This is a genomic window from Rhizobium sp. NPDC090279, assembly GCF_044769665.1.
Taxonomy (GTDB): domain Bacteria; phylum Pseudomonadota; class Alphaproteobacteria; order Rhizobiales; family Rhizobiaceae; genus Rhizobium.
Genome location: NZ_JBIVYI010000009.1, coordinates 35,739 through 61,735 on the forward strand (window position 1 = coordinate 35,739; position 25,997 = coordinate 61,735).

A 25,997-nucleotide genomic window follows, 5' to 3' on the forward strand; every position below is an offset into this window, starting at 1 on the left:
GATGACGCCGCAAGCAAGCGAGTGTTTTCCAATCGCCACAGGCTCGGGCTAGTCTTTACCACAATCGCATCCTAACCTTGTCACATCGCTCTGGACCGTGGACAACCAGTGCGGTATCGATTTCTCAAGTGTCCTTTCTAAGTTGATGAATTTGCCGGGGAAGATCGTTGCGTTTCGAAGCCCTCAACCGCCTCTGGGACAGCGTTCGGGAGACCAGCCATGATTTCCGCGCCTCGACGGATGTTTTTCCCGTCGTCGATATCGAGAAGCTAGGCACGACTCTCGACCTGAAGGAAAAAGCCGCTGCCGCCGGTCGACAGAACCGACCGCCACCGGATGCGCAATCGCATGACGAGACGGAACAACGCGTCGTCGCCTGGGTCGAGGCGGAGAAGAAGAGCTCCTACCAGATCCTCGAAGACCAGCTCCAGACCTTCGACAGCCGCCTGCGCAACCTCGATTTCGAAGGCCAGTTCGGCCTGATCCGCCAGGCGAATGCCTCCAGCGTCTCGGATTTCAAGGCGGAGGTGGCAAGCGGCGTCGACGAGCTGCACGGGTTGCGCCGCAACCTGAAAACCGCCGAGGACGAGATGGTGGGCTTCAAGGCCCGGCACAAGCTGCAGCGCGCCGCGAAGGTTTCCAGCAGGGCGGCATGGGGCTTCAAGGTCGCGCTTATCGTCTTTCTGGTGCTCATCGAAATGGTGATGAACGGCAGTTTTCTCGCAAAGGGAAGCGAACAGGGCATTGTCGGCGGGGTAACGGAGGCAGCTGCCTTCGCCTTCCTGAATATCGGCACGGCGCTGATGTTTTCCTTCTTCTGCGTCCGCTTCCTGGTGCATCGGTCCTTTGCGCTGAAGCTGCTCGGCCTGCTGGGGCTTGTTGCCTATGTCGCGGTTGCCTTGGGTATCAACATTGCGCTCGCGCACTATCGCGAGGTCTCGGCGACGATTCTGAGCGGGGCCGGTGCCGAGGTGATACAGCGCTTGAAAGCGGCGCCGCTCGGATTGCAGGAACTGAATTCCTGGATGCTTTTTGCCATTGGCCTGATGTTTTCGCTCGTCGCCTTCATCGACGGCTGCTATCTGACCGACCCCTATCCGGGCTTCGCCGGCGTGCAGAAGCGTCTCGATGCGGCGAGAGACAATTATATCGACCGCAAGCTCGATCTGATCGAGGACCTGCGCGTGATCCGCGACGAGCACAACGGCAAGATCGAGGAGATCATCCGCGACCTGTCGCTGCGCCGGCAGGAGACGGCTGCCATTATCGCCCATCGCGCCAGGACTGCGGGTCTTTTCGCCGAACACCAGAACCATCTCGAGCGCGCGGCCAATGTGCTGCTTACCTCCTATCGCGATGCCAACCGGAATGCTCGCACCGAGGCCGCCCCGGCCTATTTCAACGCTACTTATAAAATGGAGCGCCTGACGCCCGTCATCCGCAGCGAAGAGGAATGGGACGACAAGGTGCTGGGCTCGCGCATCCAAGGCGCCCAGGCGGAATTGTCGGAGCAGATCAAGCGGATCGGCGACGAATTCGAGCGGGCCATCGAGAAATATCACCAGCTCGACAATCTTTTCCCGGAGAGCATCCTTGGCGCGACGCAAGCGGCGTAGTCGGCGCGGCGGGTCCGCCGGTCTCATCATCGCAACGGTTTGTCTTGCGGTTCTGTCGCTCGGGATCGTCGGCGCTTATGGCTGGCTGCGCTACAAGGCAAGCGGCAATGTCGCCGTCGACCAGGCGTCTCTCTGCCCGGTGGATGGCCCGAAGGCGGAAACGGCCATCCTGCTCGATGTCACCGATCCGATCGCCGATACGACGGCGCTGGATCTGCGCAACCAGTTCCAGAAGATCGTCGCGGATGTGCCGATTGGCGGCGCGATCGATATCTATGCGCTGACCGAGAAAGAGGGCGAACTGATCCAGACCTTCCACGGCTGCAACCCGGGAAGCGGTGCCAATGTCGATGAATGGACCAGCAATCCGCGCCTGGCACAGGCACGCTGGGAGAAGGGCTTCCAGAAGCCGCTCGCCGATATCGCCGGCAAATTGACCGAAGGGGAATCCGGCAGGCTGTCGCCGATCATGGCGGCCATCCAGAAGATCAATCTGGAAGTCTTTGCCAATGGGCCGGCCGGGATGCCGAAGCGCCTCTACATCGCCTCCGACATGATCGAGCACACCTCCGCCTTCTCGAACTATCGCGATGGCGTCTCCTATCAGAAATACCAGCACAGCCCGGCCAACGACCGCTTCCGCACCTCGCTGGATGGCGTCAAGGTCAAGGTCCTCGCCTTTCAAAGGCCGAACATGAAGTTCAGCATGGAGGAGCTGGCGAACTTCTGGGCGCAGTGGATCAAGGATAACAACGGCTATTTCGACGGTTTCGTGCGGCTGGAGGGGATACGCTGATGGCTGGCACCGATGCAAGATATCTGATCCGCGATTACGGGCCGATGGTGCTTTTCGCATCCATCACCGTCGGCGGCATGATCTTCATCTGGTCGTCGAAGCTTATGGATTGGTCGCTGCCGATCGTAACCGGCGTGCCGTTGCTGTTGATGGGCATCTACTTCGTCGTGTCGCTGGCGGTCGCGGGGTTCCGGCTGCACAACGAGCAGGCGGGCGACAATCTCTACTACATGGGTTTCCTCTTCACCCTGTCGAGTCTCGGCGTTTCGCTCTATCTCTTTGCCGGCGAAACATCGATCGAGACCATCGTCCGTAATTTCGGCATTGCCGTCACTTCGACCATTGCTGGGGTGACGTTGCGCATTCTCTTCAACCAGATGCGGCGCGACCCGATCGATATCGAGCGCAGCGTGCGCCATGAACTTGCCGAGATGACGCGACGGGTGCGCACCGAGCTCGATTCCTCCTCGCGTGAATTCTCGCATTACCGTCGCGTCAGCAACCAGATGCTATCGGAGGGATTCGAGGAGATCGCCCGGCAGGCGGAGCGCAATGGCCAGGAGATCAACAAGATCCTGGAAATGCTGGCAAAGCAGGCGGTGACCCCGATCAACGATGCGGCCGCGCAGCTGACGGCGACGACATCGCAGCTTTCGGAGATCATTGGCGCCTTCGGCGCGGCCGTCGAAAATGTCGGCAAGAAGCTGGAGGAAATCCGCTCGCCGGAAGATGTCGTGCGCGCCGAGCTGGCACCGGCGATTAGCGCCATCAGGGAGATGTCGGAGGCGCAATTGCAGCCGCTGCGCAACATCGAAGCGACGCTCGGGCGCATGGCGGAAACGATGGGGCAGGCGCCGCTGCCGAAGCCGAGAGCTGATGATGGCATCGTTGCGGAGCCCGAGGCCATGCCACGAAAACGCTGGTGGCATCTATGGTAGCAGGAGGCTCGGACAGCACGCCGAAACTGGAGCACAGGGGCTACAATCGCGGCCTGATCCTTGGCCTGACGATGGCCGAATCCATGCTGCTCCTTGTCTTCTGCCTGCTGCTCGTGGCCGCCGCCTTGATTTCGGCGGAGAGACACAAGCGCTATGAAGTCGAGCGCAAGCTAGAGAAGGCCGAGCAGCAGCTCGCCGTGCTGGAGAAGAAGCGTTCGGAGCAGGCGGCCGAGATCGTCCTGCTGCAGTCCAAGGTCGTCTCCGGCAATCTCTCCGCCGCCGACAAGGCCGTGGTGGACAAGCAATGGCGGGAGCTGGTGCTCGCAAAGGAGACGCTTGACAGCATGGCGGACCAGGGCGCGACATCGACCGATCTGCAATCGCTTTCCAAGGTTGCCGCCGTTCTGAAGGAACATGGCGTCTCTCTGGCGGCAGCACCCGATGAGGTCAATAAGCTTCTGGCCGGCAACGGCGGCGGGAAGGGCATGCACGACTGGCCGCCCATCATCAATCTCGACGATGCCAAGAAGAACTATTTCCAATCGGGAAGCGCCGAGCTTACCGGCACCTTCGCCCAATTGCTGAGCACGACGATAACAGACGAAATCGCCAGCAACCTCAGCCTCTATGGCGCCAATATCGTCGAGGTGATCGGCCACACGGACGAGCAGCCGGTGGCACGCGAAAAATCCAATCTCGACGATACGATCATCGGCGCGATGGACGGCAAGTTGCCGGTATCGGCGCTGCTGCCCGCCGACAATGCCGGACTTGGGCTTGCCCGCGCCATTGCCGTTGCCAACGTGCTCAGAGCCAATCCCAAGCTGAAGGATGCCACCATCCTGCCGATGTCGGCCGCGCAGCTCATCCTGCCTGGCGATACCGTCACCTCAGGTCAGCGCGGCGCCGTCGAAGCACGCCGCCGCATCGAAATCCGCGTGCGCGGCAGGACAGCGCCCGTTGCCGTGATCAACGCCGGGGCTGCGCCCTCGACCAACACGCAATAGCGCCGGTTCGGCGGACGGTCAGCTTCTGAGGCCGGGTGCCTCATAGCCTGTGCGCTCGACATATTCCGTATAGCCGCCTGTATACTGGTGGACACCTTCCGGCGTCAGCTCGAGCACGCGGTTGGAGAGCTCCGCAAGAAAATGTCGGTCGTGCGAGACGAAGAGCATGGTGCCTTCGTATTGCGACAGCGCCTGGATGAGCATTTCCTTGGTGTCGAGATCGAGATGGTTGGTCGGCTCATCGAGCACGAGGAGGTTCGGCGGGTTGAAGAGCATGATAGCCATGACAAGCCGCGCTTTCTCGCCGCCCGACAGCACCCGGCATTTCTTCTCGACATCGTCGCCGGAGAAGCCGAAGCATCCGGCAAGCGCGCGCAGCGGGCCTTGGCCCGCCTGCGGGAAATCGTGTTCGAGCTGCTGAAACACGGTGCGTTCGCCGTCGAGAAGATCCATGGCGTGCTGCGCAAAATAACCCATCTTGACGCTGGCGCCCAAGGCTACGCTGCCTTCGTCCGGCTGCGTCGAGCCCGCCACCAGCTTCAGCAGGGTGGACTTGCCGGCGCCGTTGATACCCATGATGCACCAGCGCTCCTTGCGCCGCACGACGAAATCCAGCCCCTCATAGATGCTGCGGCTACCATACTTCTTATGGACGTTCTTCAGGTTGACCACGTCTTCGCCGGAGCGTGGCGCCGGCTGGAACTCGAAGGCGACGGTCTGGCGGCGCTTCGGCGGCTCGACGCGATCGATCTTTTCCAGCTTCTTCACGCGGCTCTGCACCTGCGAGGCATGCGAGGCGCGGGCCTTGAAGCGCTCGATGAACTTGATTTCCTTGGCGAGCATGGCCTGCTGGCGCTCGAACTGCGCCTGCTGCTGCTTCTCGTTCTGCGCGCGCTGCTGCTCGTAGAACTCATAGTCGCCCGAATAGCTCGTCAGGTTGCCGCCATCAATCTCGACGATCTTGGTGACGATACGGTTCATGAACTCACGGTCATGCGAGGTCATCAGAAGCGCGCCCTCGTAGCCCTTCAGGAAGGCTTCCAGCCAGATCAGGCTTTCGAGGTCGAGGTGGTTGCTCGGTTCGTCGAGCAGCATGACATCGGGGCGCATCAACAGGATGCGGGCGAGCGCCACGCGCATCTTCCAGCCGCCCGAAAGCGCGCCGACATCGCCGTCCATCATCTCCTGGGTGAAGCTCAGGCCGTCAAGCACTTCACGGGCGCGGCCCTCGAGCGCATACCCGTCGAGCTCCTCATAGCGCGCCTGCACCTCGCCGTAGCGCTCGATGATCTCATCCATCCTGTCGGCCTGGTCCGGATCGCTCATCGCGGCTTCCAGCTCGCGAAGCTCGGCGGCAACCGCGCTGACCGGGCCGGCGCCCTCCATCACTTCCGAGACGGCGCTACGACCTGACATGTCGCCGACATCCTGGCTGAAGTAGCCGATGCTGACGCCCTTATCGACGGAAACCTGCCCTTCGTCGGGCAGCTCCTGTCCGGTAATCATTCGGAAAAGCGTCGTCTTTCCCGCGCCGTTCGGGCCGACGAGCCCGACGCTCTCGCCTCTGTTGAGTGCCGCGGACGCCTCGATGAAGAGGATGCGATGGCTGTTCTGCTTGCTGATATTCTCGATACGAATCATGATTACACGAGGCCTGAAGAAAGTTTGGGCGCCTTATGCCAAGGGTCGTGCGCTCTGTCGCAGCTTTTGGCATTCGGTGCAAGCTCCATGGTTTTGCTGACGGGCTGATGGAATTCCGAGCCGATCGGACTTCTTTCGAAGATGTGCCGCGCGCGTCCCAATTCGTACAGGCCGGGCGGTTTCCGGCTGGCATCCTCATTGAGCCACGCGGATATTGTGCCCGCCAGTGTCGTGTCTGGTTGGAGGCGGGATGCTGGGAAACCGAACGATGGGAGCCTCGATCAAGGCACCTATTGGTCTGCAGTTCGTGTGCAGTAAGGGGGCACATATGCCAATGGTTGCGGTAGTGGGTGAAAGCGAAGTTGATGTCCTGGATGCAACTTTAAGAAGAGAATGGGGCGAGGTACATGGATGGGTTGGTGATAGAATTCCGCATATCCTGAAGTTCGTTCGTGAAATGCACGATATTGAAGACGTGAAGGGCGACATTCTGGAGATCGGCGTCCATCACGGCAAACTTTTCTTCCTTCTATCTGCGGCATCCCGGGACAACGAACGCTGCGTCGCGGTCGACCTGTTCGAAGATCAGCAGAAGAACCTCGATCATAGCGGCAAGGGATCGCTCGATATATTCAACCGGCATCTGCGGGAGCTTTTTCCTGATTATGTCTCGAGGGTGACGGCGATCTCGGCCGATAGTATGTCATTGACGCCGGTCACGGCGCGGCAACGACTTGGCGTTGCCGGCGTGCGCCTGATGTCCGTGGATGGGGGGCATACCGTTGCCCACGTCATGAATGACATGCAGATCGCCCAGGAGCTGCTTGTTACCGGCGGCGTCGTGCTGCTCGACGACTTTCTGGGCCCGCATTGGCCGACGGTGACGGAGGGGTTTTACAGATACATGCAGATTGCCAATCGGCGACTGGCCCCGTTTCTGATCTTCCAGAACAAGCTGTTTCTGACGACTTTTTCCGAACAGCCGGAAATACTGACGAGATTGCGTGGCTTCCTGGATCGCACATTGCCGCATGAAATCCATTCCGGACACTGGCGTTACACGACGGTCGCCGACCACAAGGTTCTCTCCTGTGCATAGCTTTGGCAGCCAGTTGGGCAATGTGGAGCCTTCCGGCTGGCGCTCTGGCAAAAGCAGCCTGTCACGTATCGGTGACGTCTCGAATGCTGCACGCAGAAAAGAGAGGTGTTTTCATGAGAGAGATGCGTCTGCGGAGCAGCTTGGCCTATGCTGTGGCTCTTCTTTGCATGTGCGGGATAGCCGTTTGTTCCGCTCAGGAACTGGGTAAGACAAAGAGAGAGCGAAGCGGAGCCGCGCTGTCATCTGCTGTTCTTCCCGTCCCTCTGGGCGTGATCAATGCACTGGATTACGGCCTTGTAGATGATCCTTCCTGCTCGATCGATGCAACCACATCGCTCAATGCGGCCATCACTGCGGCGGCGGGCAGAAAGCTTATTATACCTTCGGGCACTTTTTGCCTGAATACGGCGGCAAGTACCTTGAAAATTGCGTCCACCACGGAAATTCAGGGACAGGGCGCAACGACCATCATCCAATGGAATGCGCCGACAGGCTCTCCCGGGAGCCCTGTCATTGACGTGCTGGCGTCTGCGCCCGGAACGATCATCCGTGATCTAAGTATAGATGCGCTGCCAGCTGGGGCATCCTATACAACGCCGACATATTTTGGCGCCAATCCCTGGGGTGGTGTTGCATTCGTAATCGAAGCCGATCGATTTCGCGGGTCGAATCTTTGGGTTAGCGAAGGATACAACAATTGCATCGGCATCGGTGGCATGAATGGTGATCAACCCATCACCGGAAGGCCGAACTTCGTAATCCTGGATAATATCTACACAAGCAAATGTGGTTCCGGCGACGAAACAAGCGGCCCCATCCTTGGCCATAACGGAGCAGGGATCGACAACGGCACCGGCGGCGGCGCAATCATCTCCAATGCAGTCGATGTTCAGTCCTACTTCGGCTTCATAAACGATATAGGCGGCGGAGCCTTCGGCTCGTGGAGCAATATTTCATCGTTCAATGCAAAGAGCGATCCACGCAATAGCCCTCTCGACCAATCAGGAATTGGCTTTGCGGCGTTCTCTCCAGGCTCGATCTATACGAATATCGCCGTCTACGACGCCGAGAATTATGGAATATGGAGCGACTTCTACGCTTATGCTTCCGTGTGGTCGAACGTGCTGGTCAAGAACCCGCAAAAATACTGCGTCAAATTCAAAGGGCCTGCTACATTCAACAACCTGCAATGCATGGACCCAAGCGCCGCCGGCCTGGGCGCCTATCCGGCGCTATCGATCGATACGTCAGGCGGAGTATGGCCGCAAAGCCTGACGGTGAACAACTACAACCTCTCGGGCCAGAATCACAGCTTTGCAGTGCAGGCAACTGGCCAGAACAACATGACGGGCTTGATCACGGCTGGCCCGATGACCGGCGTTAATGCCGCCTATTATATTGGCAGTTCAATCTCCGGCCTGCAGATCGTCAGCCTGTCGAGCAAGGGGGTCGGATACGGAAGCCCGGCCGCAAGCTATCCTTGGGATTTCCTGGGCACATTTAGAGCTCAAGCCTCTGTCGGCAACGGATCGTGGAAAAATTGCCCCTATGGCGACAACATCTGCCCCAACGGTGGCAATGTCTATATTGCCGACTTTGCATCTCCCGGAAAACGCCTTGGTATGGGATATGATCCGGTGAATGACCTCTTTGTTCTCCAGAGCATACAGGCAGGCGTTTTACCAAAGCCGTTAGCGCTCAATCCGTCGGGAGGCAGTGTCCAGCTGGGGCAGCAGTCATTACCCAGCAATGCTTCCAGCGGCTTTCCCTATATTCCTGCGACGAATGGCGCTCCGACGGGCGTGCCGACGCCGGTGACAGGCATGGTGCCCATGCAATACGATGCGACCAGCCATAAATTCTGGATATATGACGGCGGCTGGAAGGGGGTCACCGTTAACTGACCAAATTTTCGTCAAGCCACCTGTTCTGCCCGCCGGCGATTCATAATTGAGATCGTTGTGGCTCCGCTATCGGCATGGATGAGGATTTTCCGGCAATGCGACGGATTCCGGTTCGCTTTGACGTTTATGGAAGCGTCGTTATAAAGATCAGCAACGCCCGATCCTGCCAAGGAAATCCTGAGACCTCAATCGAAAGCTTAGGTAGTCAATGATGCTATCCGTCTCAATCGGCGTCCGGCCAAGCTTGTTCAAGGACGTTCGGCGCCGTATCAAAGATCGGACCCATATTCTGCTGCTTGGGGCGGCGCTGATTGCTGCCGGCGCGTCATCCGAAGCATGGTCTGCGAATTCAACCTCCCAACACGCGCGGCTCAACGAACCTGTCAAGGAGGTCGCGGACCAGCGCCTGCTCCTCGACACGCCTGAGGGGAAGGGGGAGCTGCCCGTCTACGCGGATCACGCGATCGAAGCGGCATCGCCTGACGTGACCAAGGTGTTGATCGTGATCCATGGCACGCTTAGAAACGCCGATGCCTACTATGCAGCCGGTCAGGAGTTGCTCGCAAAGGCAGGCGATCTCGCCGACGGTACGATGGTGGTCGCGCCGCAATTCCTGATAAGACCTGATGTCGACGCCTTCTCGCTGTCGACGCAGACGCTGGCCTGGACACAGAACGGCTGGAAAGGCGGGGAACCCGCGCGCCAGCCGGCGCCGATCAGTTCCTTCACAGCGCTCGATACCCTGCTGCAGCATTTCGCCGATCGCCGCCTGTATCCTTCGCTGAAGACCATCGTCGTGATGGGCCACTCGGCGGGAGCCCAGCTGGTCCAGCGCTATGCCGTCGTCGGAAGGGAGGCGGAAGATTTGACGAGCGCCGGCATCTCCGTGCGCTATCTCGTCGCCAATCCGTCGAGCTATCTCTATTTCGACGATGAACGACCGGCCTTGCCGGATCAGCAGGCGGGACTGGCTTCATGCCCGCAGGCGACGCAATGGCGATATGGGCTGGCCAGCACACCGCCCTACGTGTCCTCGCAGGACCCGAAGCTACTCGAAAGCAGATATGCCGCGCGCAATGTCGTCTATCTGCTGGGGCAGGCCGACACCAATCCCTACACCCATTTCATCGATCGCTCCTGCGGGGCAATGGCGCAGGGGCCGTACCGGCTCGCGCGCGGGCTGACCTATTTCGACTATATGAAGAAGCGGCATCCGTCCGATCTCAATCAGAAGGTCGTCGAAGTGCCCGGCGTGGGGCATGACGACGAGGCGATGTTCACCTCGAATTGCGGCATTGCCGTCCTGTTCGATCAACCGGTACCGCAATCCTGCCCGGTCATCGACGGGACCGCAAAACTATCCGGAGCGGTGCCGAAACCCTGATGCGTGGGTCTGCCGCCATCCGGTCTCATGCGTCAACCGCGATAGGCGGGTCGCGGACGCGATGATCGCATTTTCCACTGTATCGGGCGCTCGATGCACAAACAACAGACGGTGGCAAAGGCCAGCGAACCCACTGCGATCAACACAGGCTGCATGCCGTGCGGCACCCCGACGCGCAAAAGCAGGGCCGTGACAAGAATGCCGGTCAGCACGTGCCAAACATAGATCGAATAGGAGGCATCCCCGAGGAAATGCAGGAATGCCAGCTGTGGAACACCTCGCTCCCGCTCTGCGAAAACGGCGCCCGACAAGAGCAACACTGCCGGTATGCCCCAGCGGACAGCCCGTTCCAAATGGATGAGCGGGTCACTCGCCACAAGCAGCACGGCCCCAACGATCATCAAGCCGACGGCGACGGGAAAGGGTAGCCTAAAACCTTGTTTCCACAGGCGCCCGATGATGATGCCGGCCGCGAATTCCAGGATGACCGGCTGGGTGAAAACGCTGAGATAGCCGACAGGCAGCAGGTAATGCACGATGACGATGGTCACCAGGGTCGCCATCAGGAACCAGAGCCGTCTGAATTCCGGCAGCAGCAGAGAAATCGAAAAGATGAGATAGAAGAACATCTCGTAGGAAAGCGTCCATCCCTGCTCGACGACGGGATGCAGTGCTTCGTCCTTCATGAAGGGCACGAAGAATAGCGAGCCGATCAAGTTCTCAATGCTCGAATTCGTGTCGAAGAAGAATTGCGGTTTCAGCACGGCGACGACGAAGGTTGCCGCCGTCGCAATCCAGTAGAGCGGCACGATCCTGATGAGCCGTCGCCAGATGAATTCCTGCGGGCCGATCGATCTTCCATCGGTCGTGACCCACATGATGAAGCCGCTGATGACGAAGAATATATCGACCCCCGCCGCTCCGGCCTTGAAATCAAGGCCGTATGTCTCGCTGACATGGAAACAAAGAACGGAAATTGCGGCGATGGCCCGCAGATATTGAATGCTCGTGATGTCGCTGCCGATTTTCAAAGCGGTGCCTCACACGATCGAACTGCCAACTCCGATGCCACAAGGGTCGGATTCAGCGATAAAATGCGTCGAAAGGCCGGGCACCGTGCATCACGGCTTTGAGGCTCGGCAGACCGAATATTGCTGCATATTGCTGCAGCAACAATTCCAATGAAAATGGATCATTTCCCGCCGGTTTCGTGTCCGAAATCGGGCATTTGGGATGAAGGGCATTAGCACTGATAAAGTCAGGCATTCAGCCATGTAGGCATTTCTTCATGAACCGCCGCGCTGACGGATACTTTTCGGTCCATGGGGAGTATTGCTCCGGCACTGACAGCCTGAGGCTGCCATCGCGCCATTTGGGGAATGCGCAGCTTCAGTCCGATTGCGAAACACCTTGCCATTTCAAAAAAAACGGGGCGATTGCTCGCCCCGTTGATGCATCAGCTAAGAGTACGATAAATAATCAAGAGCAGCCGCTCGTTGCGCCACACGTGTCGCACTTCTCGCAGGTGCCGTTGCGGACCATCGTGAAGTTCTGGCACTCCGTGCACATGTTGCCGGTGTAGCCCTGCATGATGGAGCGGGCGCGGCGTTCGGATTCCAGCTTCTTGGCGTCCGTCTTGGCCGTCGCCGCATCGCTGGCGGCCTTGTCGGTGAAGAGGCCAGTGGTTTCTGCGGTTTCGCTTGCCAGTTCCTCGGCGATCTCCTCGGCCAGTTCCTTTGCACGCTCTTCGTAATCGCGCTTGAAGGCGACGACTTCGGAGGTGGAGATGGCGCTGGTCGGCTCCAGCTTGCGCACTGTGTTGCCGGCAAATGCCGTCACCGTCGCAATCGAGGCTGCTCGTGCCGGAGCGGCCGTGGCCGTACCCTTGACCTGCTCGCCGCTGGTTGGAACCAGCGTCGGCTTGTAGCCGCGGGTCAGGCCCTTGGAGACGACATCGGCCTTGCCTTCGGAAACACCGCGGCCGAGCGCCGTGTTGCTGAAGTCCGAGGTGTCGACATGGGCGAGATCGTGGCGGCCGAGATAGGAGATGGCCAGTTCACGGAACACATAGTCGAGGATCGACGTGGCGTTCTTGATGGCGTCGTTGCCGGTGACGATGCCGGCCGGCTCGAACTTGGTGAAGGTGAAGGCGTCGACATATTCTTCGAGCGGCACGCCGTACTGCAGGCCGAGCGAAACCGAGATCGCGAAGTTGTTGATGAAGGCGCGCAGGGCAGAGCCTTCCTTGTTCATGTCAAGGAAGATTTCGCCAAGGCGGCCATCGTCATATTCGCCGGTGCGCAGGAAGATGGTGTGCCCGCCGATCTTGGCCTTCTGGGTGTAGCCCTTGCGGCGGCCCGGCAGCTTTTCCTGCGTGCGCACGACCTTCTCGATGACGCGCTCGATGATCTTCTCGGTGATGGTGACGGCCTGAGCCGCGGCGGGAGCCTGCAGGAATTCCTCGAGAGCGTCCTCGTCGCCGTCGTCTTCGATCAGCGAGGCGTTCAGCGGCTGGCTGAGCTTGGAGCCGTCGCGATAGAGCGCATTCGCCTTGAGGCCGAGCTTCCACGAAAGCATGTAGGCGTTCTTGCAATCCTCGACGGTCGCTTCGTTGGCCATATTGATCGTCTTGGAGATGGCGCCCGAGATGAACGGCTGGGCAGCCGCCATCATACGGATGTGGCTCTCGACCGAGAGGTAGCGCTTGCCGATCTTGCCGCAGGGATTGGCGCAATCGAAGACGGCGAGATGCTCGTTCTTGAGGAACGGCGCGCCTTCCAGCGTCATCGCACCGCAAACGTGGATGTTCGCAGCCTCGATGTCCTTCTTCGAGAAGCCGAGATGGTCGAGCAGGTTGAAGCTCATATCGGCCATCTGCTCGTCGGATACCTTCAGCGTGCCCTTCAGGAAGTCGGCGCCGAGCGTCCACTGATTGAAGACGAACTTGATGTCGAAGGCGCTCTTCAGAGCAGCGTTGACGGCATCGACCTTTTCGGCGGTAAAGCCCTTGGCCTTGAGCGTCGACGGGTTGATGGCCGGCGCCTGATTCAGGTTGCCGTGGCCGACGGCATAGGCCTCGATCTCGGCAATCTGGCTTTCGGAATAGCCGAGCGTGCGCAGCGCTTCCGGAACGGCACGGTTGATGATCTTGAAATAGCCGCCGCCGGCAAGCTTCTTGAACTTCACCAGGGCGAAGTCCGGCTCGATACCGGTCGTGTCGCAATCCATGACGAGGCCGATCGTGCCGGTCGGCGCAATCACGGTTGCCTGGGCGTTGCGGTAGCCGTGCTTCTCGCCGAGTTCCAGCGCCTTGTCCCAGGCAGCCTTGGCATGGGCAACGAGATCCTTGTCCGGATTGTCGGAATGGATCAGCGCCACCGGATTGACCGACAGGCTCTCATAGCCCGAAGTCTCGCCGTAGGCGGCGCGGCGATGGTTGCGGATGACGCGCAGCATGTTCTCGCGGTTCGGCTTGAACATCGGGAAAGTCCCGAGTTCGGAGGCCATTTCCGCCGAGGTCGCATAGGCGATACCGGTCATGATCGCGGTCAGCGAGCCGGCGATGGCGCGGGCTTCGTCGCTGTCATAGGGGATGCCCGACGACATCAGCAAGCCGCCGATATTGGCGTAGCCAAGGCCGAGCGTGCGGTATTCGTAGGAAAGTTCGGCGATGCGGCGCGACGGGAACTGCGCCATCATCACGGAGACTTCGAGAACGACGGTCCAGAGGCGGACGGCGTGTTCGTAATCGGCGATGTTGATGCGCTTCGTCGCTGCGTCCTTGAAGGTCATGAGGTTCAGCGAGGCGAGGTTGCAGGCCGTGTCGTCCAGGAACATGTATTCCGAGCACGGGTTGGATGCGCGGATCGGGCCGGCAGCCGGGCTGGTGTGCCAGTCGTTCATCGTCGTGTTGAAGTGCAGGCCCGGATCGGCCGATGCCCAGGCGGCGTAGGAGATGGATTCCCAGAGGTCGCGGGCCTTCAGCGTCTTCACGACCTTGCCGTCCTTGCGGGCGGTCAGGTTCCAGTCGCCATCATTTTCGACGGCGCGCAAGAAGTCGTCCTTGATCGAGACCGAGTTGTTGGAATTCTGGCCGGATACGGTGAGATAGGCTTCCGAATCCCAGTCCGTGTCGTAGGTCTTGAATTCGAGATCCTTGTAGCCCTGGCGAGCGAACTGGATGACGCGCTGAACATAGTTTTCCGGAACCTGATCCTTCTTGGCAGCACGGATCTCGCGCTTCAGGGCAGGGTTCTTGGCCGGGTCGAAGCAATCGTCATTGTCGCCTTCGCAATTGACCGTCGCCTTCATGATCGCCTTCAGATGCTTGGCGACGATCTTCGAGCCGGTGACGAGGGCTGCGACCTTCTGCTCTTCCTTGACCTTCCAGTTGATGTAGTCCTCGATATCCGGGTGGTCGATGTCGACGACGACCATCTTGGCGGCGCGGCGGGTCGTGCCGCCTGACTTGATGGCGCCGGCGGCGCGGTCGCCGATCTTCAGGAAGCTCATCAGGCCGGAGGAACGGCCACCGCCGGAAAGCTTTTCGCCCTCGGCGCGCAGCATCGAGAAGTTGGAGCCGGTGCCGGAGCCATACTTGAAGAGGCGAGCTTCGCGAACCCACAGGTCCATGATGCCGCCTTCGTTGACGAGGTCGTCCTCGACCGACTGGATGAAGCAGGCATGCGGCTGCGGATGCTCATAGGCAGACTTGGACTTGGTGAGCTTGCCGGTGAACGGGTCGACGTAATAATGGCCCTGGCCGGGACCGTCGATGCCGTAGGCCCAGTGCATGCCGGTGTTGAACCATTGTGGCGAGTTCGGCGCGACGCGCTGGGTGGCGAGCATGTAGGCAAGCTCGTCGCGGAAGGCGGAGGCATCTTCTTCGGAGGAGAAGTAGCCGCCCTTCCAGCCCCAATAGGTCCAGGTGCCGGCAAGGCGGTCGAAGACCTGGCGCGCATCGGTTTCGGAGCCGGTCTGCTGATCCTTGGGCAGATCCTTCATGGCCGCATCGTCGGGCACGGAGCGCCACAGGAAGGAAGGAACGTCGTTTTCCTCAACGCGTCTGAGCTTGGCGGGCACGCCGGCCTTACGGAAATACTTCTGCGCCAGAATGTCGGCGGCGACCTGCGAGAACTGCGCGGGCACGTCGATATTTTCGAGGCGGAAAACGATCGATCCGTCGGGATTCTTGATCTCGCTCGTCGCCTTGCGGAATTCGATATCCGCGTAGGCTGACTGGCCTGCCTTCGTAAAGCGACGTTCGATGCGCATGGTCCCAATCCTCATTCGTTGGTGCGCGCCCGCATGAAAGCAGGGCGCAAAAATTCTCATTCCGGCATCGCGAATTCAACGCGCAGCCAGCTTCCGATCCGCTTTCTGACAGGAGGTGTCATCCGGAGATGTCTTTCCTGTATCTTGTGGTGATGGTGGCTGCAAACACTAAATATAGTATTAACAGCTTATTGCCGCCAGTCCCCGCATCTATTTTTTCGGCAGCATCGACATCGGCACAAAACCGCCCGAAGCAGCCACCGGCAAAGGTGAACTGCCTTGAATCCGAACCCGATTTCGAATTGAGAACCAGTCCTCGTAAACCCGCCTGGTCCAGTCGCCGCCGCAACGTCGTCCATTAACTTTGAAAGACCCGATTCCGTCAAGGGGTGGTTTGCTAGGGATTGTTAACCACAATATCTTGTGGGCTTAGCTGTGGAAACTGGGGAAACGCCAGTAGGGTAGAAGAATCAAGAGCTTGAGGCGTGCGGCTCGCCCTTCGTACGACCGCTGGCGAGGCAATCGTCATCAACGCCGGAGTCAAAAACGACAAAAATGTGACCGTGGCCCTGATGCCATTGGCAGCACGGCGAAATCATGCCGTAGCGCATCATGATTCGGGCGGAAACCCTTGAATCCCGCCCATTCTCGCCACAATCATGTCCACTAAATCTAGTGGGCGCCGCAGCGCCCACCTCTATTACCGTCATTCGAATCGCGTTTCCCCACAGGCGCGCATCGTGACTGATTCGCACCGCCGGTAACTGGAGATCAGCCGCGATGACCCTTGGCGATCGGCTCCTGATAGGTGAAGCCCATGTCCCAAGGGAAGTAGATCCAGGTATCCTGGCTGACTTCCGTGATGAAGGTGTCGATCGTGGGAACGCCGGTCGGCTTGGCGTAGACGCAGGCGAAATGCGCCTTCGGCAGCAGGGCGCGAACTTCGAGAGCCGTCTTGCCGGTATCGGTGAGATCGTCGACGACGAGCACCCCTTCGCCACCATTGGCCGACAGTTCCGGGGCGATGCCCTTGAGCAGGTTCATTTCGCCCTGGCTGGAATAGTCGTGATAGGAGGCGACACAGACCGTCTCGATCAAGCGAATATTGAGCTCGCGCGAGATGATGGCGGCCGGCACGAGGCCGCCACGGGTGATACAGACGATGGCCTTGAAATCTCGATTGAGGCCGGCAAGCCGCCAGGCAAGCGCGCGCGCATCGCGATGGAACTGATCCCAGGATACGGGGAAGGCTTTATCGGGCAGGGACATGGCAGAAGCTCCGGGGCATGGAATAACGACACACCGGCAGCGCCGGCGACCCTGAGCAGACCCCGCACCGGGCGCGGACCATGAACCAAATCCGGAACGCGATTCGCTTGCTATCTGCCTGAACAGGATCTCATCCGGGAAAAGCCTATGCTTTTCGGGACCATGCTCCTTCGACCGCGCGAACGGTTCCCTGGCGGGAATTCTGTCATCGGTCGCTGCTTTCTGCTGGATTTACTGGCAAAAGGCAATAGCGGCAAACCTGGCAACCGGTGCAGATTTGCACCGGTTGCCACAGGATCTGAGCTCCCAGCTGTTTCCCGGCCGTTCAGCGGGCCAGCAAAGTCATCGCCGTCATCGATTGCAGCAGGGTGCGCGTCGTGCCGCCGAAGATCATCTGCCACAGCCAGGAATGCGTGTAGGCCCCCATGACCAGCAGGTCGATGCTGTCGTCCGCCAGCCGGTTTTCGATGACCTGCGACGGCGTCGACTTGTTGGCGCAGGCTGCCGTCTCGAACCTGGCACGAACGCCGTGGCGCGTCAGCGCGGCCGCGATCTGGACGCCGGTTTCCTTGGACGGATGCGGGTCCTTCTCCGATGTGCTGACCGAGAGGATCTCGACTGAATCCGCAGCCTTGAGGAAGGGCAGCGCATCGAAAGTGGCGCGCGCCACTTCCTTGGAGCCGTTCCAGGCGATCAGCACGCGGCGGACGGGTTTCGGCTCCTTCAGAATGTAGGGGATCAGCAGGACCGGCCGACCGCTGTCGAACAGGAAGGTTTCGACATCGACCTGCGTGTCGCCATATTTCGACGGGTCCGGCTGCACGGCAACCAGGAGATCGGCGCTGCGGGCGCTCTCGATCAGAGGCTCGGTGCCGTAGCCGATCGTGCTGGCAAAGCTGCGCCATTCGTAATCGAGGCCGGCAGCTTCCATCTTCGTGCGGAACAGACGCTCGATGTCGACTGCCTGATTATGGGCGACATCCTGAAGCGCCTGAACCGCAACGGGGTCCGGAATCTCCATCGGTGCCACCAGCGGCACGGTCGAGACGATTTCCGCATGAAGTCCGATGACATGGGCGCCATGTTCCTTTGCGAGCGCTGCCGAAAACTCGGCCGCAACGCGCGTGTTGCCGGGATTGTCAAGAACGGTCACTATCGTTTTGTAGGACATGAAGAGATCTCCCATGCGGAAGGGTTGGATCGGATCATGATATCAGCATTCCGCTATAAGATAATGCCCGGAATGCCCCAGGGTTCCCCGCAAAACGCACGCCTTCGTTGAATATCAGGCTTCAGCCGACTGATTTTCCGTACAGCGCCGCGCGTCACATGTGACGCGCAAAGGTCGCTGTAACACTCTAGATCTGCTGCATAATTTCATCCTTAAATCGATCCCGATTTAAGGAACTATGCAGTAGCTTTCGACTGCCGGATGGTTTCGATCATCGCGCGCACTTCCGCTGCGACATTTTCAACCAGCTCGGCGGATCGGCCCCTGACGACAATTTCCGTCGAGAAGAACTGGCCGACATAGCGCGGGTAGGAGCCGATGCTGGTATCGGGATGCGCCTTCTGGATGAGGCCGAGCGGCGTGCCTATCTCGCCCTCGCCATAGGGGCAGGAAATGGCGGTCGACAAAATATGCGCGCCGGTCCTGAGCGTCGGGATGACATTGTCGAGCATCGCCTGGAAAACCTGCGGCACGCCAGCCATGACGTAGACGTTGCCGATGTTAAAGCCAGGCGCCGTCGAGACCGGATTGACGATATGCTTCGATCCCACGGGCATGCGCGCCATGCGCTGGCGGGCCTCGGTGAACTCCATCTCGCGCCGCGCATACATTTCACCCATGATCCGCATGGCTTCCGCGTCGTGCTGGCAGGGTACGCCGAAGGCCTTGGCAATGGCATCGGCGGTAATGTCGTCATGGGTCGGGCCGATGCCGCCTGATGTGAAAACGTAATCATATTGGCCGCGCAAGGCATTCAGCGCCGATACGATCGCATCCTCGTCGTCGGCGACGATCCGAACTTCCTTCAGGTCGATGCCAGCCAGCAGCAGCACATCGGCGAGATGGCCGATATTCTTGTCCTTCGTGCGGCCGGAGAGCAGTTCGTCGCCGATGGCCAGCATAGCGGCTGTGACAATGGTTTCGTTCGACATGAAGACATCCAGGAAAATGCGCAATCGGCGCGTTCGAAAAAGGTTTGAGATAGGTAGCGCTGTTTGCGGCGAATGCAAACGCTCGTTTTGGCGCGGCAGCCGATCCCAGCAAGATATTGCAAGTGAATTTCCGTCTACGCAGGATGAACAGTGCGTTCTGAGCGTGGGGGCTGTGCCGCTGTCGCATCGCTGATACAACATCCCTCGACACTCAATGCGTCCAACAAACAGGAGAGGTTTTCATGGCTAAGGTTCTGGTTCTCTATTACTCCGCCTACGGTCATATCGAGAAGATGGCCTATGCCGTCGCAGAAGGTGCGAAGTCCGCCGGCGCAGACGTCACCGTCAAGCGCGTGCCCGAACTCGTGCCGGAAGAAGTCGCCAAGGCCTCCTACTTCAAGCTCGACCAGGAAGCCCCGATCGCCACGCCGGATGAACTGGCCGAATACGACGCCATCATCGTCGGCGCCGGCACCCGCTTCGGCACGGTCGCCTCGCAGATGCGCAATTTCTGGGATCAGACCGGCGGCCTCTGGTTCGGCGGCAAGCTCGTCGGCAAGGTCGGCTCGGTCTTCACCTCGTCCGCAACCCAGCACGGCGGCCAGGAATCCACCATCCTCGGCTTCATCCCGACGCTCCTGCACCACGGCTTGGTCGTCGTCGGCCTTCCCTACGCCTTCCAGGGCCAGATGGGCACCGAGGAAGTCAAGGGCGGCTCGCCCTACGGCGCCTCCACCATCACCAACGGCGACGGCTCGCGCCAGCCGTCCGAAATCGAGCTGGAAGCCGCAAAGTATCAGGGCGCCCACGTCGCCAAGATCGCGGCCAAGCTCACGGCCTAATTCGATTTTTGCATGTGAATTAAGAGAGGCGCGGCGAAAGCTGCGCCTTTTTCATTTGGGCATTGGTGGAATTTAATCTTTGGTGCGGACGACGGGGGTCGAACCCGTACGGATCACTCCGAGGGATTTTAAGTCCCTTGCGTCTACCAGTTTCGCCACGTCCGCGTGCCTTCCCCCATCAAGCACTTGAGCGATTCAGTCAAGGAAATGTTTTGCAGGAAAGGGACAGACAGGTCCCGGCCCGATGCGGGGCTCAGTGACCCTTGAGAACGTTGACAAGCGCTGGCGTCACTTTCTTCTGCTGGAACATGGCCTTGAAATCGGCGTAGCTGATTTTTCCAGCGACCAGGCCATTCATCAGCCGTTGACAGAAAAGCCGCTTTGCTTCGCTTCTCTGAGATTTGACGTAGAACGCGATTTCATCGAGCGTTTCCGGCGGCAGGTGCTGTGACATGCACTTGTCGATGACCTGTGCTCGCGCCGTCGGGCTTTCCTTCAAGATGGGGATGTTCTTCTCAAAACCCTTTTCCTGCGAAGTGCAGGACGCAAGCGCCATGAGACCGAACGCAATGATAACCGAGCGTATAAGGCGCATGATGATGTTCTCCCCTCGAATAAAATTGGGATAAGCATCCTTCACGCGATTCTCAATCCTGGACGCAAGTAGAAGTTATTGCCGCCATGGATAGGCGAAGCCCGCCGGAGCCGACGGATCGGTATTGGGGCGGGCCTCTAACCATCGTCATGATGGCTGGCTGCTATTGGAGGCACGTACACCGGCGCTGTCAATTCGCAGATTTCGCGGGTGCGGCAGCACAAGGCATCTATCCGCGGTCGGGGCCATTCATCGTGAACAATATCGCCATGCAGGTCGGAAAGTGGGGTAAACAGGCTTTCTATAGTCATCTTTCCTGTGCCATAGCGGGAATGGATTGAAGAAGGACGGACAAGCCGTGGACAAACAGACTGTTCTCGAAGCCGCAGAGGCCATGCGCGGCCTCTTTCCCGCAACACCGCTGCAATTGAACGAGCATCTTTCCGCCCGCTATGGCGCCGATATCTGGCTGAAGCGCGAGGATCTGACGCCGGTTCGCTCCTACAAGATCCGCGGCGCCTTCAATTTCCTCCGCAAGGTGATTGCCGAGGACGGCACGGGCAAGACCTTCGTCTGCGCATCCGCCGGCAATCATGCCCAGGGCTTTGCCTTCGTCTGCCGGCATTTCGGCGTGCCTGGCGTGGTCTATATGCCCGTCACGACGCCGCAGCAGAAGATCGACAAGACCCGCATCTTCGGCGGCGAGTTCATCACCATCAAGCTCTTCGGCGATTTCTTCGACCAGTGCTACCAGGCGGCGCGCGAACACGTACAGCATATTGACGGCGTCATGGTGCCGCCTTTCGATCATCTCGATATCATCGAAGGGCAGGCGACGGTGGCGGCCGAGATTGCGGAGCAACTGCCTGAGGGTGTCATCCCCGACCACGTTCTTCTTCCGGTCGGCGGCGGCGGTCTTGCAGCCGGGATCACTGGCTATCTTGCCGACACTATTTCCCGCGACGCCTTCACCTTCGCAGAGCCGGCGGGAGCGCCGAGCCTTCGCCGCAGCATCGAGGCGGGGCAGGTGGTGACGCTCGCCAAGGTCGACAATTTCGTCGATGGCGCTGCCGTCGGCCGCATCGGCGAGCTGAATTTCGCTGCGCTCAAGGGCTTTGCCGCCGAACAGGTCAAGCTCATCGAGGAAAACGCCATCTGCGTCACTATCACCGATATGCTCAATGTCGAAGGCGTCGTGCTGGAGCCGGCCGGCGCACTGGCGATCACGGCACTGGAAAAGCTCGATCGCGACAGCATTCGCGGCAAGACCATCGTCGCCGTCGTCTCCGGCGGCAATTTCGACTTCGAGCGCCTGCCCGATGTCAAGGAGCGCGCCATGCGCTATGCCGGGCTGAAGAAATACTTCATCCTGCGTCTGGCGCAGCGCCCTGGCGCGCTACGCGATTTCCTCAATATGCTCGGCCCGGAAGACGATATCGCGCGCTTCGAATATCTGAAGAAGAGCGCCCGCAATTTCGGCTCCATCCTGATCGGTATCGAGACGAAGAATCCGGATAATTTCAAAGAGCTTATCGCCAATTTCGAAAGTTCCGGCATGGGCTATGAGGACATCACCGAAAACGAGATCCTGGCAAACCTGATCATTTGACTTTGCGGCCCCGCAACCTTCATGCTAAAGGCGATCCATGGCTTCGTTCTTTTCAAATATCATCTCGATCTTCACCGGTGGCGCATCGCAGGCGGGCACTGAAAAGTCTGGCGGTTCCACGGTCAGCGTCGAGCCCCAGGTGCATGCCGGTTGCACGATCCATGCGACCCCGCAGCGCGAAGGCAATCAGTTCCGCCTCATGGGCCGGATCGAGAAGGATGTGAACGGCGAGATCCTGGTGCGCAATTTCATTCGCGCCGATGTTTTCACCTCGTCGGACGACGCCGTGGAATCGACCTTCCGCAAGGCGCAGCAGATCATCGACCAGAACGGCGCCGGCCTCTTCGGCGATGGCGAAAAGGTCCGTCAGGTCTGATTGTCAGCGGGTGGGTCCGGTCGCAGCCTCGAAAGAACCAGCGGCTAACAGGCTTTCAAGCTTTCAGTACAGACGGACATCACCAGCGCGGCTGCTTCCACGCTGCCCAGGATCTCGATCATCTCTCGGCCTGTTTCCACAAAACCGTGTTTTCTGTAGAAATCGATGGCGGCCGGGCTTGAAACGAGAACCCTGACTTCAATCCTTTCGGCAGTTTCTATTTCTTCCGCCACCCCCGCCAGCAACAGTGTGCCGAAGCCCTTCCGTTGCTGGCTCGGATGAACGTACATGCCCCAGAGGTAGGCAACCGTTCCACGTTCCGCGACGATTGCGCTGCCGTGTAGTCGACCGCTTGAGGCAATGCAGTAGCCGCGTTCACCGGAGCCAGGCAACATTGATGCAGCCCCATTGCGCTCCAAGTCCTTCAGCATGGACGAAAGAGCATTTTGGCCTAGGCTCGAGCTGTAGGTCGCGCTCCAGGCATCCCTCCACAAATTTAGCAGATCTGCGGTGTCGTCTGCGATTATTGCTCGGAAGCTTGAGGTCATATCTTCGTCCAACGGGTTTCAAGGCGTTGAGAGCGGTTTTTGCAAAATGAAAGGTAGCAAACGCGGCATGTTGTCATAGAGGCGTTTGTCTTGCGTCGCGATGCGCCGCATCAGTGGAGACCATCCGGCAGCCAGCTCTCAAGATAGTCCTCCATCGGCTTTCCCGACATGACCGTTGAAACCCAGGCGCGTCGTTCGAAATCAATGGCAACCAATTCATAAGCACACGCCATGAGGTCGCTCTTGGCGAGCGAAAATCTCGGTTGTCCTGAATACTCCGACTGAGCAGCGTACTGCATGCAAACACATTCATTTACCCACCACTGTATCAACAACGTCTTGGCGCTGCTCCCGTGGTGAAGAATAGCGAAGCCGACGGAGTAATGTGGCGTCTCGTCCATGCGAACAAGATTGGCTTCGACGAACGAGCGTGCCTCGGCGATCAAGCCCGGGTCCAGAAGTTGGTCGTGTTCCAGCGTGTGCGCCGAAATCCCGTAGGCCTTGATCCTCCAACCGGAGATGTGCCAGGTGTCCAAGCGCCCAAAGTGCCGCGGCGCGTACATTGGAATTAGCATTTTTTCTACCCATATCGTCGCTGCGCTGTTGGTCGGATTTCTGTACGAAGAATGGTGCTAAACATGAGACCCTTCTCTTCGGATTCGGAGCATTGCAAAAGCCGTCTGCTGCAGCAATCGGAATTCGGGCAGATTCCGTCTCTGTCGCACAAAGGCCGCCCTTCGCATCAGCGTCAGGCGGCCCGATACGACCGTCGCTATCGACGGTCATTCAATCTTTGCAGGCTCAAGCCGTGCGAAACATCTTGGCGCCGGACGGGGCATTGACGGCGCCGCCGTCGACGGTGATTTCAATGGCCGTTACGTTGGCGGAATCGTCTGAGGCGAAATAGAGCGCGGCCTTGGCGATTTCGTCGGCTTCGCTCATGCGACCCAGCGGGCTGAAACTGCCAAAGCGTGCCCTTAGTCCCTCCCTGGCCTCCGGCGTGGCGGCGCGCGCATCCCAGATCGGCGTGCTGGTGGCGCCGGGCGTCACCTGGTTGACGCGGATGCCGCGGGGTGCAAGTTCGGAGGCGAGATTGCGGGTCATGGCGCGAACGGCGCCCTTCGTGCCTGCATAGGCCGAAGCGCCGGGAATGCCGAGGACGGCATGCACTGAGCCGTTGAGGATCACCGAACCGCCGTCATTCAGATGCGGCAGTGCTGCCTGCACGGTAAAGAAGACGCCAGTGAAATTGATGCGCACGATGGTTTCGAACTGTTCGAGCGTGGTCCCGCCGAGCGGGGTGTCGCCGGCAATGCCGGCATTGGCGAAGACGATATCGAATTTTCTGAGTTTCTCCGCAGCCTCGGCAAAGGCCTTCTCCATGGCCGGAATGTCTGTCGTGTCGGCCTGCAGTGCCAACACACCATCGCCGAGCTCTTCGGCTGCGGCGGCCAGCGTTTTCGCGTTGCGGCCGGTTATGACGACCTTGGCGCCTTCGGCGAGGAAGAGGCGGGCTGTGGCGAAGCCGATGCCGCTGTTTCCACCGGTGATGACGGCAACCTTGTTCTTGAGACGCATGTTCGTAGCTCCTGTTGGCTTTTATCACGATCTGGATTATGATCGTTATCTATAAGGATTATGATCGTAATCCAATTTGTCAAGCCGGGCACGAAAGGATTTTCGATGGGCCGCTCGCAACTGGAAAAGCAGAAGACGCACGAACGCATCGTGACGCTCGCCGCCAAGCGTCTGCGCGAGGAGGGTTTGGAAGGGATCGGCGTCGCCGATCTGATGAAGGAGGCCGGCCTGACCGTGGGGGGCTTCTACAAGCACTTCGCCTCGCGTGACGAGCTCGTTGCGGAAGCCATGGAATCGGCGATCGGCTCATCGCGACGGCAGCTGGAAGAAAAGGGGATTGATCCGGAGAGCATTCCGCTCAGCGACTATGTCGATGGCTATCTGAGCGAACGTCATCGCGACCATTGCGGTGAGGGCTGTGCCTATGCCGCGCTCACGGCGGATATGGCGCGCAGCAGCGATGCGGTCCGCACGGTGGCGACCGAGGGCTTGCAACGGAATTTCGAGACCATGACGGCGCGTATGCCGGAGCCGGAAACCGCCGAAGCCAGGCGCAAGGCGATTATCGCCTCCTGTCTCATGACGGGCGCGCTCGGCCTTGCGCGGGTGGCGAATGACGAGGCTCTTTCGAGCGAGATTCTGGAAACCGTGAAGCAGTTCGTGAAAGCGCTGCCGGAGGCGAAATAGCAAAGCGGCCGGTTGGAGCCGGCCGCCTGTCATCATATGAATAATGCTGTCGATTAAGCGGCGAGAGCCAGCTCGGAGGCGCGGGCCTGAGCGGCGCCGACTGCCTTCTCGGCAGCTTCCGGGCCGAAAGCGACGCCTTCGACGTAGACGGTCTCAACTTCGGTGATGCCGATGAAGGCCAGAACCGACTTCAGGTAAGGAACGGCGTGGTTCAGCGGAGCAGCCGGGCCTTCGGAGTAGACGCCGCCGGAGGCAAGCACGATGTAGGCCTTTTTGCCGGTAGCCAGGCCCTTCGGGCCGGTTTCGGTGTAGGTGAAGGTGCGGCCGGCGCGAGCGATGTTGTCGATCCAGGTCTTCAGCGACGAATAGATGTTGAAGTTGATGAGACCGGTGCCGATGACCACCGTGTCGGCAGCGAGCAGCTCGTCGACGAGCGCATCTGAAACCTTGACCAGTTCCTGCTGTTCCGGCGTGCGGGCATCGACCGGGGTGCGGATGGCAGCCGTGAACGGGCCATCGATGTGCGGCAGATTATCGGCGGCGAGGTCGCGATGAACCAGCGTCTTGCCGGGGTTATTTGCCTTGATCTTGTCGGCGAGCTCGGTTGCGATCTTGGTGGAGAGCGAGTCCGGACGCGGGCTGGAGGTGAGAAGCAGAATGGAGGACATATC

22 protein-coding genes and 1 tRNA gene are annotated in these 25,997 nt (G+C 59.5%); 11 read left to right on the forward strand and 12 right to left on the reverse strand.

The window, feature by feature from the left end:
- Window positions 1-167: 167 nt before the first annotated feature.
- The 4 genes from ACIQWP_RS22195 to ACIQWP_RS22210 are packed head-to-tail and all read left to right on the forward strand — an operon-like array spanning window position 168 to window position 4,357.
- Entirely contained in the window at window positions 168-1,616 is a 1,449-nt protein-coding gene (locus ACIQWP_RS22195; protein ID WP_402792241.1) for a hypothetical protein, read from the forward strand.
- Window positions 1,594-2,412 carry a hypothetical protein gene (locus ACIQWP_RS22200; RefSeq protein ID WP_402792244.1) on the forward strand — a complete coding sequence of 273 codons (819 nt, stop codon included), beginning with the start codon at window positions 1,594-1,596 and terminating at the stop codon, window positions 2,410-2,412. Before ACIQWP_RS22195 ends, ACIQWP_RS22200 begins: the two co-directional genes overlap by 23 nt.
- Window positions 2,412-3,350: a hypothetical protein gene (locus ACIQWP_RS22205; protein WP_402792247.1), complete on the forward strand. Its 939-nt coding sequence runs from the start codon at window positions 2,412-2,414 to the stop codon at window positions 3,348-3,350. The genes ACIQWP_RS22200 and ACIQWP_RS22205 overlap by 1 nt, the downstream gene beginning before the upstream one ends.
- Complete coding sequence (locus ACIQWP_RS22210) at window positions 3,344-4,357, forward strand: hypothetical protein (RefSeq protein ID WP_402792250.1); 1,014 nt, start codon at window positions 3,344-3,346, stop codon at window positions 4,355-4,357. Before ACIQWP_RS22205 ends, ACIQWP_RS22210 begins: the two co-directional genes overlap by 7 nt.
- Before the next feature lie 18 nt (window positions 4,358-4,375).
- Here the strand turns inward: ACIQWP_RS22210 and ACIQWP_RS22215 are convergent, their stop codons facing one another.
- Window positions 4,376-5,998 (reverse strand): ABC-F family ATP-binding cassette domain-containing protein, encoded by a 1,623-nt coding sequence (locus ACIQWP_RS22215; protein ID WP_402792253.1) that lies wholly within the window; start codon window positions 5,996-5,998, stop codon window positions 4,376-4,378.
- A gap of 457 nt (window positions 5,999-6,455) precedes the next feature.
- Here ACIQWP_RS22215 and ACIQWP_RS22220 point away from each other — a divergent pair, with 457 nt between their 5' ends.
- The 3 genes from ACIQWP_RS22220 (at window position 6,456) to ACIQWP_RS22230 (ending at window position 10,385) form a co-directional block, all read left to right on the forward strand.
- Window positions 6,456-7,097 carry a class I SAM-dependent methyltransferase gene (locus ACIQWP_RS22220; RefSeq protein WP_402792256.1) on the forward strand — a complete coding sequence of 214 codons (642 nt, stop codon included), beginning with the start codon at window positions 6,456-6,458 and terminating at the stop codon, window positions 7,095-7,097.
- A gap of 113 nt (window positions 7,098-7,210) precedes the next feature.
- Entirely contained in the window at window positions 7,211-9,001 is a 1,791-nt protein-coding gene (locus tag ACIQWP_RS22225) for a hypothetical protein (RefSeq protein WP_402792259.1), read from the forward strand.
- 211 nt (window positions 9,002-9,212) lie between these two features.
- Window positions 9,213-10,385, forward strand: coding sequence for an alpha/beta fold hydrolase (locus tag ACIQWP_RS22230; protein ID WP_402792262.1), 1,173 nt, complete (start codon window positions 9,213-9,215; stop codon window positions 10,383-10,385).
- Between the two features lie 32 nt (window positions 10,386-10,417).
- Here ACIQWP_RS22230 and ACIQWP_RS22235 read toward each other — a convergent pair whose 3' ends face one another.
- From ACIQWP_RS22235 to ACIQWP_RS22255, 5 genes are all read right to left on the reverse strand, one after another.
- The gene (locus ACIQWP_RS22235; RefSeq protein WP_402792265.1) at window positions 10,418-11,416 is read right to left on the reverse strand and encodes an acyltransferase family protein; all 999 of its coding nucleotides are present in this window, start codon (window positions 11,414-11,416) and stop codon (window positions 10,418-10,420) included.
- A gap of 448 nt (window positions 11,417-11,864) precedes the next feature.
- On the reverse strand, window positions 11,865-15,659 hold the full coding sequence (locus ACIQWP_RS22240) for a vitamin B12-dependent ribonucleotide reductase (protein ID WP_402792267.1): 3,795 nt from the start codon (window positions 15,657-15,659) through the stop codon (window positions 11,865-11,867).
- A gap of 771 nt (window positions 15,660-16,430) precedes the next feature.
- Window positions 16,431-16,928, reverse strand: a complete 498-nt coding sequence (gene gpt, locus ACIQWP_RS22245) for a xanthine phosphoribosyltransferase (RefSeq protein ID WP_402792270.1) — start codon at window positions 16,926-16,928, stop codon at window positions 16,431-16,433.
- A gap of 325 nt (window positions 16,929-17,253) precedes the next feature.
- Window positions 17,254-18,099, reverse strand: coding sequence for a universal stress protein (locus ACIQWP_RS22250; RefSeq protein ID WP_402792273.1), 846 nt, complete (start codon window positions 18,097-18,099; stop codon window positions 17,254-17,256).
- A gap of 236 nt (window positions 18,100-18,335) precedes the next feature.
- Window positions 18,336-19,091, reverse strand: a complete 756-nt coding sequence (locus ACIQWP_RS22255) for a competence/damage-inducible protein A (protein ID WP_402792275.1) — start codon at window positions 19,089-19,091, stop codon at window positions 18,336-18,338.
- A gap of 242 nt (window positions 19,092-19,333) precedes the next feature.
- On the opposite strand from ACIQWP_RS22255, the gene wrbA reads away from it, so the two are divergent.
- Complete coding sequence (gene wrbA, locus ACIQWP_RS22260) at window positions 19,334-19,933, forward strand: NAD(P)H:quinone oxidoreductase type IV (RefSeq protein WP_402792277.1); 600 nt, start codon at window positions 19,334-19,336, stop codon at window positions 19,931-19,933.
- An 80-nt stretch (window positions 19,934-20,013) separates the two neighbouring features.
- Here wrbA and ACIQWP_RS22265 read toward each other — a convergent pair.
- Together ACIQWP_RS22265 and ACIQWP_RS22270 are read right to left on the reverse strand one after the other, a co-directional pair.
- Window positions 20,014-20,098 (reverse strand) — tRNA-Leu (locus tag ACIQWP_RS22265).
- Between the two features lie 88 nt (window positions 20,099-20,186).
- Complete coding sequence (locus ACIQWP_RS22270) at window positions 20,187-20,528, reverse strand: hypothetical protein (RefSeq protein ID WP_402792280.1); 342 nt, start codon at window positions 20,526-20,528, stop codon at window positions 20,187-20,189.
- A gap of 358 nt (window positions 20,529-20,886) precedes the next feature.
- Here ACIQWP_RS22270 and ilvA point away from each other — a divergent pair, with 358 nt between their 5' ends.
- Together ilvA and ACIQWP_RS22280 are read left to right on the forward strand one after the other, a co-directional pair.
- On the forward strand, window positions 20,887-22,137 hold the full coding sequence (gene ilvA, locus ACIQWP_RS22275; protein WP_402792283.1) for a threonine ammonia-lyase: 1,251 nt from the start codon (window positions 20,887-20,889) through the stop codon (window positions 22,135-22,137).
- Between the two features lie 37 nt (window positions 22,138-22,174).
- On the forward strand, window positions 22,175-22,513 hold the full coding sequence (locus ACIQWP_RS22280; protein ID WP_402792286.1) for an HlyU family transcriptional regulator: 339 nt from the start codon (window positions 22,175-22,177) through the stop codon (window positions 22,511-22,513).
- A gap of 44 nt (window positions 22,514-22,557) precedes the next feature.
- Here the strand turns inward: ACIQWP_RS22280 and ACIQWP_RS22285 are convergent, their stop codons facing one another.
- The 3 genes from ACIQWP_RS22285 to ACIQWP_RS22295 all read right to left on the reverse strand — a co-directional run bounded on the left by ACIQWP_RS22285 (window position 22,558) and on the right by ACIQWP_RS22295 (window position 24,639).
- Window positions 22,558-23,061 (reverse strand): GNAT family N-acetyltransferase, encoded by a 504-nt coding sequence (locus ACIQWP_RS22285; RefSeq protein WP_402792289.1) that lies wholly within the window; start codon window positions 23,059-23,061, stop codon window positions 22,558-22,560.
- A gap of 110 nt (window positions 23,062-23,171) precedes the next feature.
- Entirely contained in the window at window positions 23,172-23,597 is a 426-nt protein-coding gene (locus tag ACIQWP_RS22290; protein WP_402792292.1) for a hypothetical protein, read from the reverse strand.
- A 265-nt stretch (window positions 23,598-23,862) separates the two neighbouring features.
- Window positions 23,863-24,639, reverse strand: coding sequence for an SDR family NAD(P)-dependent oxidoreductase (locus ACIQWP_RS22295; protein WP_402792295.1), 777 nt, complete (start codon window positions 24,637-24,639; stop codon window positions 23,863-23,865).
- 105 nt (window positions 24,640-24,744) lie between these two features.
- Between ACIQWP_RS22295 and ACIQWP_RS22300 the strand changes: the two genes are divergently transcribed.
- Window positions 24,745-25,326 carry a TetR/AcrR family transcriptional regulator gene (locus ACIQWP_RS22300; protein ID WP_402792298.1) on the forward strand — a complete coding sequence of 194 codons (582 nt, stop codon included), beginning with the start codon at window positions 24,745-24,747 and terminating at the stop codon, window positions 25,324-25,326.
- Between the two features lie 53 nt (window positions 25,327-25,379).
- Here ACIQWP_RS22300 and ACIQWP_RS22305 read toward each other — a convergent pair whose 3' ends face one another.
- Complete coding sequence (locus ACIQWP_RS22305) at window positions 25,380-25,994, reverse strand: FMN-dependent NADH-azoreductase (protein WP_402792301.1); 615 nt, start codon at window positions 25,992-25,994, stop codon at window positions 25,380-25,382.
- Window positions 25,995-25,997: the final 3 nt, after the last annotated feature.

Bases quoted from the DNA above. Each gene is read 5' to 3' on its own strand.
- ACIQWP_RS22220 (WP_402792256.1), top strand. From the start codon at position 6,456: ATGCACGATATTGAAGACGTGAAGGGCGACATTCTGGAGATCGGCGTC.
- wrbA (WP_402792277.1), top strand. From the start codon at position 19,334: ATGGCTAAGGTTCTGGTTCTCTATTACTCCGCCTACGGTCATATCGAG.
- ACIQWP_RS22230 (WP_402792262.1), top strand. From the start codon at position 9,213: ATGCTATCCGTCTCAATCGGCGTCCGGCCAAGCTTGTTCAAGGACGTT.
- ACIQWP_RS22280 (WP_402792286.1), top strand. From the start codon at position 22,175: ATGGCTTCGTTCTTTTCAAATATCATCTCGATCTTCACCGGTGGCGCA.
- ACIQWP_RS22205 (WP_402792247.1), top strand. From the start codon at position 2,412: ATGGCTGGCACCGATGCAAGATATCTGATCCGCGATTACGGGCCGATG.
- ACIQWP_RS22270 (WP_402792280.1), bottom strand. From the start codon at position 20,528: ATGCGCCTTATACGCTCGGTTATCATTGCGTTCGGTCTCATGGCGCTT.
- ACIQWP_RS22300 (WP_402792298.1), top strand. From the start codon at position 24,745: ATGGGCCGCTCGCAACTGGAAAAGCAGAAGACGCACGAACGCATCGTG.
- ACIQWP_RS22215 (WP_402792253.1), bottom strand. From the start codon at position 5,998: ATGATTCGTATCGAGAATATCAGCAAGCAGAACAGCCATCGCATCCTC.
- ACIQWP_RS22240 (WP_402792267.1), bottom strand. From the start codon at position 15,659: ATGCGCATCGAACGTCGCTTTACGAAGGCAGGCCAGTCAGCCTACGCG.
- ACIQWP_RS22225 (WP_402792259.1), top strand. From the start codon at position 7,211: ATGAGAGAGATGCGTCTGCGGAGCAGCTTGGCCTATGCTGTGGCTCTT.
- ACIQWP_RS22210 (WP_402792250.1), top strand. From the start codon at position 3,344: ATGGTAGCAGGAGGCTCGGACAGCACGCCGAAACTGGAGCACAGGGGC.
- ACIQWP_RS22295 (WP_402792295.1), bottom strand. From the start codon at position 24,639: ATGCGTCTCAAGAACAAGGTTGCCGTCATCACCGGTGGAAACAGCGGC.
- ACIQWP_RS22285 (WP_402792289.1), bottom strand. From the start codon at position 23,061: ATGACCTCAAGCTTCCGAGCAATAATCGCAGACGACACCGCAGATCTG.
- gpt (WP_402792270.1), bottom strand. From the start codon at position 16,928: ATGTCCCTGCCCGATAAAGCCTTCCCCGTATCCTGGGATCAGTTCCAT.
- ACIQWP_RS22305 (WP_402792301.1), bottom strand. From the start codon at position 25,994: ATGTCCTCCATTCTGCTTCTCACCTCCAGCCCGCGTCCGGACTCGCTC.
- ACIQWP_RS22250 (WP_402792273.1), bottom strand. From the start codon at position 18,099: ATGTCCTACAAAACGATAGTGACCGTTCTTGACAATCCCGGCAACACG.
- ACIQWP_RS22255 (WP_402792275.1), bottom strand. From the start codon at position 19,091: ATGTCGAACGAAACCATTGTCACAGCCGCTATGCTGGCCATCGGCGAC.